The organism is Streptomyces sp. NPDC037100 (assembly GCF_055606225.1).
The window spans coordinates 23,190-33,205 of sequence record NZ_JBVJSX010000024.1 but is presented as its reverse complement, the minus strand read 5'-3'; the positions used below and the strand labels follow the sequence as shown (position 1 = coordinate 33,205).

The following is a 10,016-nucleotide window of genomic DNA, read 5'->3' as shown; positions in this document are numbered from 1 at the left end:
GACGCTCCTGGTGCGGTGGCCGAGGCGAGGTGCTGGTCGTGAGAGCGGTGGCGGCTGCGCCGGCTCGGACGCTCCTGGTGCGGTGGCCGAGGCGAGGTGCTGGTCGTGAGAGCGGTGGCGGCTGCGCCGGCTCGGACGCTCCTGGTGCGGTGGCCGAGGCGACGTGCTGCTCATGAGCGCCGCCGCGGCCCCAGCGGATCACGCCTCGCGCAGGTCCCTCACCCGGCGGATCTTGCCGACGGAACGCTCCAGGGTCTCCGGTTCGACGATCGTCACGTCGGCGGTGATGCCGATGCCGTCCTTGACGGCCTGGGCGATCGTCCCGGCCGCGGCCTCGCGCTGCTCGGGGCCGGTGCCCGGGCGGGTCTCGACACGGACGGCCATGTGGTCCAGGCGGCCGCGCCGGGTCAGCTCGATCTGGAAGTGCGGGGCGACGCCGGCCGTGCGCAGCACGATCTCTTCGATCTGGCTGGGGAAGACGTTCACCCCGCGCAGGATGATCATGTCGTCGCAGCGGCCGGTGATCTTCTGGATGCGGCGGAACGCCGGCCGGGCCGTGCCGGGCAGCAGCTGGGTCAGATCGCGGGTGCGGTAGCGGACGACCGGCAGGGCCTCCTTGGTCAGGGATGTGAAGACCAGCTCGCCCTCCTCGCCCTCCGGCAGCACCTCACCCGTGACCGGGTCGACGACCTCGGGGTAGAAGTGGTCCTCCCACACGTGCAGCCCGTCCTTGGTCTCCACGCACTCCTGGGCGACACCCGGACCGATCACCTCGGACAGGCCGTATATGTCGACGGCGTGGATGTCCGTCCGCTCCTCGATCTCGCGGCGCATCTCCTCCGTCCACGGTTCGGCACCGAAGATGCCCACCCGCAGACCGCTCGCGCGCGGATCGAGGCCCTGCCGCTCGAACTCGTCGAGCAGCGTGAGCATGTAGGACGGCGTGACCATGATGATCTCGGGCCGGAAGTCCCGGATGATCTGCACCTGGCGCGCGGTCATGCCCCCGGAGGCCGGAATCACCAGACACCCCGCACGCTCCGCCCCGTAGTGCGCGCCGAGACCGCCGGTGAACAGACCGTAGCCGTAGGAGATGTGCACCTTGTGGCCCGGACGCCCGCCCGCGGCGCGGATCGAGCGGGCGACGAGGTCCGCCCACGTCGACAGGTCGTTCTCCGTGTAGCCGACCACGGTGGGGCGGCCGGTGGTGCCGCTGGAGGCGTGCACCCGCCGCACCCGGTCCATGGGGACGGCGAACATCCCGAACGGGTAGGTGTCCCGCAGGTCGGCCTTCGTGGTGAAGGGGAAGCGGGCCAGGTCCTCCAGCGAGCGGCAGTCGTCGGGGGAGACCCCGGCCGCGTCGAACTTCTTCCGGTACGCCTCCACGTTGTCGTAGGCGTGCCGCAGACTCGTGCGCAGACGGTCGAGCTGGAGCTCGCGCAGCCGCTCGCGGGTCAGCCGCTCTCCGTCGTCGAGCAGGTCGTGGGGGAGGGGCTCGCCGCGTCGCCCTCCCGTCGGCTCAGGGGCCCGGGAGGCCGTCGTCTCGCCGGTCATTCGGGCTCCTCCGGCCTCGTGCTCCTGACGCTCCGGCTGCGCCCCCGGAACTCCGCGACCACCTCGTCGCCCCGCCGGACCGTCACGTCGTAGAGGCCGCTGCGCCCGTACCGGGTTCGTTCCTCGGCCCGCGCCACGAGTTCGTCGCCCCGGTGCGCCGGGGCGACGAAGGTGATGTCCGCGCCGGCCGCCATGGTCACCGGGCCGTGGCTGTTGCAGGCGCAGGCGAAGGCGCTGTCGGCGAGCAGGAAGACGTATCCGCCGTGGGCGATCCCGTGCCCGTTCACCATGGCCGGGGTCACGGTCATCCGCAGCACGGCGGTCCCCTCACCCTGCTCCAGCAGCTCGATCCCGAGCCCGCGGGAGGCGTCGTCCGCGGCGAACATCGCCTCCGCGGGCGGCGTCGTCGCGTCAGCGGTATGGGTCACTTCTCGCACCACCTCATAGCCCGACCGAACATTCGGTTAGCTTGGCGTTGCCATGTAATCCAGCCGTCTCGAGGCCTGTCAAGGGCCCAGGACTTGCTCAAGGGGTCTTACCAAGGAGAGCCGGCGTGTCCTACGATGGACCGAACGAATGGTCGGTTGGGAAGTGGGACGGATGGACACGACACACTCCAGCCCCCCGGGGGCGGACGGCGCCGAGCCGGCTCTCCAGCAGCACTTCGACGCGACGATCGCGCGGGACCAGCGGATCGAACCGCGCGACTGGATGCCGGAGGGGTACCGGAAGACGCTGATCCGGCAGATCGCGCAGCACGCGCACTCGGAGATCATCGGCATGCAGCCGGAGGGCGAGTGGATCACCCGCGCGCCGTCGCTGCGCCGCAAGGCCATTCTGTTCGCCAAGGTCCAGGACGAGGCCGGGCACGGGCTGTACCTGTACTCCGCGGCGGAGACGCTGGGCGCCGACCGCGCGGACCTCACCGAGCGGCTGATCGAGGGCCGCCAGAAGTACTCGTCGATCTTCAACTACCCGACGCTGAGCTTCGCGGACGTCGGGGTGATCGGCTGGTTCGTGGACGGCGCCGCGATCTGCAACCAGGTGCCGCTGTGCCGCTCCTCCTACGGGCCGTACGCGCGCGCCATGGTGCGGATCTGCAAGGAGGAGTCCTTCCACCAGCGGCAGGGCTACGAGCTGCTGATGACGATGATGCGCGGCACCCCGGAGCAGCGCGAGATGGTGCAGGACGCCGTGAACCGCTGGTGGTGGCCGTCGCTGATGATGTTCGGCCCGCCCGACGACGCCTCGCCCAACTCCGCGCGGTCCATGGCCTGGAAGATCAAGCGGCACAGCAACGACGAACTGCGCCGGCGCTTCGTCGACATGACCGTCCCCCAGGCCGAGAAGCTCGGCGTGACGCTCCCGGACCCGGAGCTGCGCTGGAACGAGGAGCGGGGCCACCACGACTTCGGCACGCCCGACTGGGACGAGCTGATGCGGGTCATCAAGGGCGACGGCCCGTGCAACGACCAGCGGATGGAACGGCGCCGCACGGCCCACGAGGAGGGCGCCTGGGTGCGCGAGGCGGCCACCGCCCACGCCGCCAAGCAGGCCGCCCGCGCGGAGAAGGGAGCGGTGGCATGACCGCCGACAGGCAGGACTGGCCGCTGTACGAGGTGTTCGTGCGCGGCAAGCGCGGGCTGAACCACGTCCACGTGGGATCGCTGCACGCCGCCGACGACCGCATGGCGCTTACCCACGCCCGCGACCTGTACACCCGGCGCAACGAAGGCGTGAGCATCTGGGTCGTGCGCTCCGAGCACATCGCCGCCTCCACCCGCGACGAGAAGGACCCCTTCTTCGAGCCCAGCGCCGACAAGGTCTACCGGCACCCGACCTTCTACGACATCCCCGACGACGTCCCCCACATCTGAAGGAGAGGGCATGAGCGACGACCACGTCTACATGACCCTCGCCGAGGGACACGACGACGACACCCGCTGGGCCTACGGCACCGGCTTCGAGGACCCCCTGCACGGTGTGGACACCACCGTGCCGGACGAGGTGGACGCCGGTGAACTGGCGGCCTTGTGCGTCACCCTGGCCGACGACGCCCTGGTCTGCGCCCAGCGGCTCGCCGAGTGGACCACCCGCGCCCCCGAGCTGGAGGAGGAGGTGGCGCTGGCCAACATCGGGCTCGACCTGCTCGGCCAGGCCCGCCTGCTCTACTCCCGCGCGGGCCAGGCCGACGGCACCGGCCGCGACGAGGACGCCTACGCCTACTTCCGCGACGCCGGCGACTTCCGCAACGTACGCCTGGCCGAACTCCCCAACGGCGACTTCGCGTTCTCCATCGTCCGGCTGCTGGTGTTCGCCACCTGGCGCCTCGCGCACTTCGAGCGGCTCACCGCACACGGTGACCCGGTGCTCGCGGCGATCGCCGCCAAGGGCGTCAAGGAACTGGCCTACCACCGCCAGTACGCGGCCGAGTGGGCCGTGCGCCTCGGCGACGGCACCGAGGAATCACACCGCCGGATGCGCAGGGCACAGGAGCAGGTGGCCCCCTACCTGGGCGAGCTGTTCACGGCGTACGACGTCCGGGACGAGGTCGTCGCGGTCCTCCGCCAGGTCACCGAGGCGGCCGGGCTGCCCATGCCCGTCTACCGCCCCCTGCCCGGCTCGGGCCGCACCGGGGACCACACCGAGCATCTCGCCCCGCTGCTGGCCGAGTTGCAGGGCGTGGCCCGCGCCCACCCGGAGGCGACATGGTGACGGCACTCCTGGACGCGCGACGGGCACGGCGCATCGCCGAGCAGGTGCCCGACCCCGAACTGCCCATGCTCACCCTGGCCGATCTCGGCGTGCTGCGCGAGGTGACCCTGGCCCGGGACGGCACTGTCGTCGCGAGCCTGACCCCGACCTACTCGGGCTGCCCGGCGATGGCCGAGATGCGCGCGGGCGTGGCCGCCCGGCTGCGCGAGGCGGGGTACGCGCGCGTGGAGATCCGCACGGTCCTCGACCCGCCCTGGAGCACCGACTGGATCACCGCGGACGGCCGGCGCAAGCTCGCCGAGCACGGCATCGCCCCGCCCGGGGCAGCGCCGCGGCACACCGCCGGCCTCGTCCCGCTCGTGCTGTCGCCGACCCGCCGCTCGGTGCCCTGCCCCCGCTGCGGTCACCCCGACACCGAGGAGACCTCCCGCTTCGGCGCCACGTCCTGCAAGTCCCTGTGGCGCTGCCTCGCCTGCCGCGAGCCGTTCGAGTACGTCAAGGAGATCTGATGGAGGACCTGATGGAGCCGGCCCCCGCCCCGGCGGTACGCCCGCGTGCCCGCCGACGTCCGGTCTTCCACCCCCTGCGGGTCGCCGCCGTGCAGCCGCTGTGCGAGGACGCGGCAGCCGTCAGCTTCGACATCCCGGCCGAGCTGGCCGAGGACTTCACCTTCGCGCCCGGACAGTCGCTCACCCTGCGCCGTGACATCGACGGCCGCGACGAGCGCCGCTCGTACTCGATCTGCGCGCCCGCCGGCACAGCACCGCGGATCGGCGTCCGGGTGGTGCCGGGCGGCCTGTTCTCCTCCTGGCTGGTGCACGACGTCCGCCCCGGCGACACCGTCGAGGTCATGGCGCCCACCGGTGCCTTCACCCCCGACCTCACCGCTCACGGCCACCACGTCCTGATCGCGGCCGGCTCCGGCATCACGCCCATGGTGTCCATCGCCGAGTCCGTCCTGGCCGCCGACCCCCGCTCGCGCGTCACCCTGCTCTACGGCAACCGCCGCACGGGCACGGTGATGTTCGCCGACGAACTCGCCGACCTGAAGGACCTCTACCCGGCGCGGTTCCAGATCGCCCACGTCCTCTCCCGCGAGCCCCGCGAGGCCGAGGTGCTTTCCGGCCGGCTCGACGCCGAGCGGCTGTCCGCCCTCGTCGACGCCCTGGTCGACGTGGAGTCGGCCGACCACTGGTGGCTGTGCGGCCCGCACGGCATGGTCCGCGCCGCCCAGCAGGTCCTGACCGGCCTCGGCGTCCCCGCCGACCGCGTCCACCAGGAGCTGTTCTACGCCGACGACGAGCCCGTCCGCGAGGTCCGGCACACCGAGACCGGCCCCTCCGGCCCGGTCAGCCAGGTCACCCTCACCCTCGACGGCCGCTCCACCACGTCCCCACTGCCCCGCGACCGCACCATCCTGGAAGGGGCCCAACAGAACCGGCCCGACCTGCCGTTCGCCTGCAAGGGCGGTGTCTGCGGCACCTGCCGGGCCCAGATCACCGACGGCAAGGCCGACATGCGCCGCAACTTCGCCCTCGAACCGTCCGAGGTCGACGCGGGTTACGTCCTCACCTGCCAGTCGTTCCCGGTGTCGGAGGAACTGACGGTGGACTTCGACACCTGATCCGCCGAGCGGTGGGCCAGCCTGCGGCCCCAGGCCCGGCCCGGCGCTTCCACGTGGCGGTGGGTCAGTGCGCACAGGGGCAACAGGACGGCGAAGAAAGCCACTTCGAGCACGGCGTTGTCGTCGTGCCTGCGTCCGGCGGTGCCGTCGATCACCGCAAGCAGCACCGGATGCACCAGGTACACCGAGTAGCTGATCGCTCCCAGGCCGGTCAGCGGCCGCGGTACGCGCCGGTCGCGCCACGCCCATCCGGCGGCGAAGGTGAGCACGGCCAGCAGGAACGCCGCGATCCAGCCGCGCCGTGTGAAGTGGTGGCCGTCGCCGTACCGGTAGGCACTTCCCACGGCACAGGCGACCACCAGGACGGCGGTGCCTCCCGTGCGACGCCAGGTGCTCTGCCCCCGCTCCGCACGATGGACCGCCGTGCCGAGGAACATGACGGCGAGGATCACCAGGCCCTCCCACAACGCGACCGTGCCGTTGAACGCGATGAGCACCAGCCCCAGCGCCCCGCCCAGCGCACCCCCCAGCATCCGCGGCACGGGTGAGCCGGAGCTCGCACAGCAGAGGGCCACACCCATGGCGACCGAGGCGAAGGCGATCAGCGGGCCGGTGCCGACCAGGCCGGACAGCGCGGAAACCGGCAGCACGGCACCCGCCGCCGCGCTCACTCCCGCGAGGACCGCCAGGACGACCGCGACGGCCGAGGACCGCTGATGCAGCCGGACCGTGAAGAGCGCGACGACCAGCAGGTAGAAGCACATCTCGTACGAGAGCGTCCAGAGGACGAGCAGGGCATTGGGCGTCCCCAGCAGCTCCTGGAGCATGGTGACGTGTGCGACGGCCGCGGCGACCGTACTCTGCGAACCGAAGTCCCGCAGCTCCGCGAGACCCAGGAGGTCGACCGCGAGCAGGACCGCGACGACGACCGCCCACAGCGGGTACACCCGGAAGACCCGGCCGATCCAGAACGTCCGCACACAGCCCCGGCGTTCCAGCGATGCCGGGATGATGTACCCGCTGACCAGGAAGAACACCATGATGCCGTAGCGGCTGGTGTTGAACTGCGGCATCAGCTCCGCCCGGAAGTCCGGCATGAAGGTGTGCGACGAGTGGTCGAACACCACGACGAGTGCGGCGAGTCCGCGCAGCGCGTCGAGCCAGCCCAGCCGCGGGCTCACCGATGGCAGGGCTTGACCTCGTAGCGCTCGATCTCGTCCCTGGGCACCGGCTCGCCCCAGGAGTTCTCGATCACCAGCGTGCTGCCGCGGCGCAGGGTGACAGGCCAGGCGCGGATGGGGTCGCCCTCGGCGGTGAGAACCATGGCACGGGGGATGCCCCACGAGCTGCACACGTCTTCGGGAGCGACCACATCCACCCGGATGCCCCACGGCCGCACGCGCTCCGCGAGTTCCAGCTGGTCGTCGATGCCGAAGCCCTTCTTGACGGTGAGTTCGACACTGCCGTTGTCGTGGCGCTCCACCGCGAACGCGCTGGAGTCGGCGGGCGAACCGGGCACCACCACCGTGGTGGTCCACGCGGCAGCACAGGCCGCCACCAGCACGGCGATCCGGCGCGGGGCGAGCCGGCGGCGCACGGAAGCCGTCGCCCTGCCCGTGTCCGCTCCGGCCCCGCGCAGCTCGATCTCCTTCTTCAGCTCACCGAGCAGCCGGTCCTCGAACGTCGTCCTCGTGCTCATGCTTCCCCCCTTGCCACGTACACCAGCGATGCCTCCGCCGCCTGAGCGGTGCGGCACCCCGTCTCCTCGCGCAGGGCCTTGCGCGCCCGGTGCAGCCGGACCCGGGCCGTGACCTGGCGGATGCCCAGTGCGGCCGCGGCCTCGGTGACCGTGAGCTGGTCGACCGCGATCAGTTCCATGACGGCCCGCTCGCCCTCAGGGAGCCGCGCCAGCGCGGCAAGGACACGCCGCCCGGGGCTCTCCGCGTCGAGCTTGTCCTCGATGCGGGCGATGTCGTCGGGCTCCAGCAACCGCCGCCCGGAGATGCGCAGGTCGCGTTCGGTCTCCCGGGCCACCCGGCGCCGCTCCGACGACACGACGTTGCGGGCGATGCCGTACAGCCAGGCCGTCTCGCTGCCGAGGTGCGGCCGGAAGGAGGGGGCCGAGTCCAGGACGGCGAGGAAGATCTCGGCCGTCAGGTCGGCCGCCGTGTGCGGGTCGTCCACCCGGCGGGCCACGAAGCGCAGCACCGCGTCGACGTGACGCCGGTAGAACTCCTCGAAGAGCCGCGGGTCGCCGACTGCCGCAGCGGGCCCACTCCGTAACCGTTCCGCGTCGTCCACGAATGTCCCCTTCTCGTCGACAGGTGCCTGTCACTTGTTCTTGGAACGGGACGCGCAAAGCGTTACAGGAGGCGTGGGGCCCGGTCGGCGCGAAGGACCCGCAACGCCGTCAGGGCCACATGGAGTTCGGTGCGGCGTTCGCCGGATTCCAGGTCGGACTCGAGGAGGCGTTCGATGGTGCGCAGGCGCTGGTACATGGTCTCCCTGGACAGGCCGCCGCGACGCGCCGCCGTGGTCTTGTTGCCGGCCGCGTCGAGGTAGTGGCCCAGGGTCGTCAGCAGATCGGTGCCGTGCCGGGTGTCGTGGTCGATGAGCCGGCCCAGCCGGCGTTCGGTGTAGTCCTGGATCCTGGTGTCCTCGCGCAGCGCGTACAGCAGCCGGCGCAGGTCGATGTCCGGCAGCTCGTGGAAGGAACGGTCCGTGGGCGGGGCCTGGCCGGGCGGGGTGGCCTCTATGACCCGGGCCGCCTCCCGGAAGGAGCGTGCGGTGTCGGCGAGATCAGCCACCTCCGAGCCGACACCGACGATCGCCGACGGGGCCAGGGCCAGCGCGGTGCGGCTCAGCCGTTCGGCCACGGGCCGCCAGGGCTGGGCCGGGCGCAACGCCAGCAGGACGCCGAGGCGGCCGCCGGAGAGTTCGCCGACCAGGGCCGGGACGCCGGCGGACCTCAGCTCCCCGTGCAGCCGGGTCTCCGGCTCGGTGCCGCCCTCCCCGCCGGGCCCCGGGTCCACGAGGATCGCCAGGAATACACCGGCTTCCGTGGGCAGGCCCAGCGCGGCACAGCGGGCCCGGACGTCCGCGGCGGAGTGGTGGCGCTGCTCCGCCAGCTCCCGCAGGGCATTGCGGTGGGCCGTGCGCTCCCACGGCGTGGAGTGGATGAGCCGGGCCACGGTCAGGGCCATCGCCGTCCGCTCCAGGACGGTGATGTGTTCCGGCCCGAGGACCGGCCCGTCGGCGGGCAGCATGGCCAGCCGCCCCCAGCGTTCGCCCTGGTAGGACACGGGCGTGGTGAGCCAGGCCTCCGGGCCGCCCACCTCGGTGTGGTCGCCGGGCTCCGTCGCCCGCGAGCGCCGCTCCCAGTCCCCGAGCGCCTCCTCCACCGTGCTCCCCGAGGGCTCGCAGATCAGCGCCTGGTGCACCAGGTTCTCCAGCACCACCGTCCGGCCGCTCATCTCCGCCGCCGCGCGCACCACGTCCTGTGGCCCCGCCCCGCGCAACGTCAGGGCCGTGAACGCCTCGTGGATCCGCTGGGTGCGCCGCATCGCCTCGGCCTGGTTGCCGAGGATCAGGGCGTGCACGACCTGCGTGACCTCGAGGAAGTTGACGTCGCGGGCCAGGGTGACCAGGGGGAGCCCCCGGGCCCGGCAGGCCTGCACGAGGGCGTCGGGCGGCCGGTGGTAACGCCGTACGAGTTCGATGACCAGGGCGGCCGCCCCCACCTCGGTGAGTTCCTCGACGTACCGGCGCACCCCCGCGGCGTCCTCGGGCAGGGGCATGCCCGTGGTCAGGACCAGCTCGCCCCCCTTGAGGAAGGAGGCGGGGTCCGTCAGCTCGGTGATGTGCACCCAGCGCACCGGCCGGTCCAGCCGGTCCAGCCCCGTGACGACCTGGGGCTGCCCGGCCGCCAGGACCGGCAGGGCCAGGACGTCGGCGAGGGTCGGCGCACGGCCGGCCGGGGCCGGGCCCGCCCCGGCCGCCGGGGGGTGAGCGTTCACGGTGCCTCCCTGCATGCCCGGTCACTCTGACAAGCGGCACTGACCTGCGCAAGAGCTGTCCACAGGAGGGACGGGCGGTGCCCGGGGGGTTCGGCGGTTGACACATC

At 72.3% G+C, this 10,016-nt stretch carries 11 protein-coding genes; 5 read left to right on the top strand and 6 right to left on the bottom strand.

Features of this window, described 5'->3' with window-relative positions; all coding sequences use genetic code 11:
- Positions 1-198 precede the first annotated feature (198 nt).
- Positions 199-1,554 carry a phenylacetate--CoA ligase PaaK gene (paaK, locus tag ACZ7EG_RS39460; RefSeq protein WP_471089679.1) on the bottom strand — a complete coding sequence of 452 codons (1,356 nt, stop codon included), beginning with the start codon at positions 1,552-1,554 and terminating at the stop codon, positions 199-201.
- Positions 1,551-1,940, bottom strand: a complete 390-nt coding sequence (gene paaI / locus ACZ7EG_RS39455; protein ID WP_471089682.1) for a hydroxyphenylacetyl-CoA thioesterase PaaI — start codon at positions 1,938-1,940, stop codon at positions 1,551-1,553. The genes paaK and paaI overlap by 4 nt, the downstream gene beginning before the upstream one ends.
- Before the next feature lie 214 nt (positions 1,941-2,154).
- Between paaI and paaA the strand changes: the two genes are divergently transcribed.
- The 5 genes from paaA to paaE are packed head-to-tail and all read left to right on the top strand — an operon-like array spanning position 2,155 to position 5,893.
- On the top strand, positions 2,155-3,141 hold the full coding sequence (gene paaA / locus ACZ7EG_RS39450; RefSeq protein WP_471089676.1) for a 1,2-phenylacetyl-CoA epoxidase subunit PaaA: 987 nt from the start codon (positions 2,155-2,157) through the stop codon (positions 3,139-3,141).
- Positions 3,138-3,431 (top strand): 1,2-phenylacetyl-CoA epoxidase subunit PaaB, encoded by a 294-nt coding sequence (gene paaB, locus ACZ7EG_RS39445; protein WP_283968961.1) that lies wholly within the window; start codon positions 3,138-3,140, stop codon positions 3,429-3,431. The genes paaA and paaB overlap by 4 nt, the downstream gene beginning before the upstream one ends.
- 10 nt (positions 3,432-3,441) lie before the next feature.
- Positions 3,442-4,269: a 1,2-phenylacetyl-CoA epoxidase subunit PaaC gene (paaC, locus tag ACZ7EG_RS39440; protein WP_471089672.1), complete on the top strand. Its 828-nt coding sequence runs from the start codon at positions 3,442-3,444 to the stop codon at positions 4,267-4,269.
- Entirely contained in the window at positions 4,263-4,778 is a 516-nt protein-coding gene (paaD, locus tag ACZ7EG_RS39435) for a 1,2-phenylacetyl-CoA epoxidase subunit PaaD (protein WP_471089669.1), read from the top strand. Before paaC ends, paaD begins: the two co-directional genes overlap by 7 nt.
- Complete coding sequence (gene paaE, locus ACZ7EG_RS39430) at positions 4,778-5,893, top strand: 1,2-phenylacetyl-CoA epoxidase subunit PaaE (RefSeq protein WP_471089666.1); 1,116 nt, start codon at positions 4,778-4,780, stop codon at positions 5,891-5,893. Before paaD ends, paaE begins: the two co-directional genes overlap by 1 nt.
- On the opposite strand, the gene ACZ7EG_RS39425 is transcribed toward paaE, so the two are convergent.
- From ACZ7EG_RS39425 to ACZ7EG_RS39410, 4 genes are all read right to left on the bottom strand, one after another.
- Positions 5,830-7,074 (bottom strand): acyltransferase family protein, encoded by a 1,245-nt coding sequence (locus ACZ7EG_RS39425; RefSeq protein ID WP_471089663.1) that lies wholly within the window; start codon positions 7,072-7,074, stop codon positions 5,830-5,832. The genes paaE and ACZ7EG_RS39425 overlap by 64 nt on opposite strands.
- A complete protein-coding gene (locus tag ACZ7EG_RS39420) occupies positions 7,071-7,592 on the bottom strand; it encodes a hypothetical protein (protein ID WP_471089660.1) in 522 nt (173 codons plus the stop codon). Before ACZ7EG_RS39420 ends, ACZ7EG_RS39425 begins: the two co-directional genes overlap by 4 nt.
- Positions 7,589-8,194 carry an RNA polymerase sigma factor gene (locus tag ACZ7EG_RS39415; RefSeq protein WP_471089657.1) on the bottom strand — a complete coding sequence of 202 codons (606 nt, stop codon included), beginning with the start codon at positions 8,192-8,194 and terminating at the stop codon, positions 7,589-7,591. The genes ACZ7EG_RS39420 and ACZ7EG_RS39415 overlap by 4 nt, the downstream gene beginning before the upstream one ends.
- A gap of 62 nt (positions 8,195-8,256) precedes the next feature.
- The gene (locus ACZ7EG_RS39410; RefSeq protein ID WP_471089654.1) at positions 8,257-9,924 is read right to left on the bottom strand and encodes a PucR family transcriptional regulator; all 1,668 of its coding nucleotides are present in this window, start codon (positions 9,922-9,924) and stop codon (positions 8,257-8,259) included.
- Between the last annotated feature and the right edge of the window lie 92 nt (positions 9,925-10,016).

Bases quoted from the DNA above. Each gene is read 5' to 3' on its own strand.
- paaK (WP_471089679.1), bottom strand. From the start codon at position 1,554: ATGACCGGCGAGACGACGGCCTCCCGGGCCCCTGAGCCGACGGGAGGG.
- paaI (WP_471089682.1), bottom strand. From the start codon at position 1,940: ATGTTCGCCGCGGACGACGCCTCCCGCGGGCTCGGGATCGAGCTGCTG.
- paaA (WP_471089676.1), top strand. From the start codon at position 2,155: ATGGACACGACACACTCCAGCCCCCCGGGGGCGGACGGCGCCGAGCCG.
- paaB (WP_283968961.1), top strand. From the start codon at position 3,138: ATGACCGCCGACAGGCAGGACTGGCCGCTGTACGAGGTGTTCGTGCGC.
- paaC (WP_471089672.1), top strand. From the start codon at position 3,442: ATGAGCGACGACCACGTCTACATGACCCTCGCCGAGGGACACGACGAC.
- paaD (WP_471089669.1), top strand. From the start codon at position 4,263: ATGGTGACGGCACTCCTGGACGCGCGACGGGCACGGCGCATCGCCGAG.
- paaE (WP_471089666.1), top strand. From the start codon at position 4,778: ATGGAGGACCTGATGGAGCCGGCCCCCGCCCCGGCGGTACGCCCGCGT.
- ACZ7EG_RS39420 (WP_471089660.1), bottom strand. From the start codon at position 7,592: ATGAGCACGAGGACGACGTTCGAGGACCGGCTGCTCGGTGAGCTGAAG.
- ACZ7EG_RS39410 (WP_471089654.1), bottom strand. From the start codon at position 9,924: ATGCAGGGAGGCACCGTGAACGCTCACCCCCCGGCGGCCGGGGCGGGC.